Raw genomic sequence first — 258 nt, 5'->3', positions numbered from 1 at the left:
TTTCTGACGTAGAAAGTCGAAAACAAGGTCTAAATCGAATCGCAATACGACCGATATAATCCCCTGCATATTTTCCTTTAGGAATTGAGGCTTTGACGATATCACCTGTTTGAAAACCTTGAAAGAACTTGGCTTTTGGTGCGTGTGCTTTAGGAAAACCGTATTTATCGGGACGGCATCGCTGTCTCGTTCCGTGTCCTTTAGCAGCAATTAAAAGCGGATTTTTAACCTCAACAATTAATTGTTCTGGTGTCGATT

The 258-nt window shown here is 40.7% G+C and carries 1 pseudogene; it reads right to left on the bottom strand.

The window, feature by feature from the left end:
* Positions 1-258: pseudogene (locus JUI58_RS00160) on the bottom strand (HNH endonuclease); the annotation flags it as partial.

The organism is Spirulina sp. CCY15215 (genome assembly GCF_016888125.1).
In the GTDB taxonomy this organism is placed as follows: Bacteria; Cyanobacteriota; Cyanobacteriia; order Cyanobacteriales; family Spirulinaceae; genus CCY15215.
The sequence above is the reverse complement of the archived record's forward strand: the minus strand, read 5'-3'. Positions and strand labels throughout refer to the sequence as shown.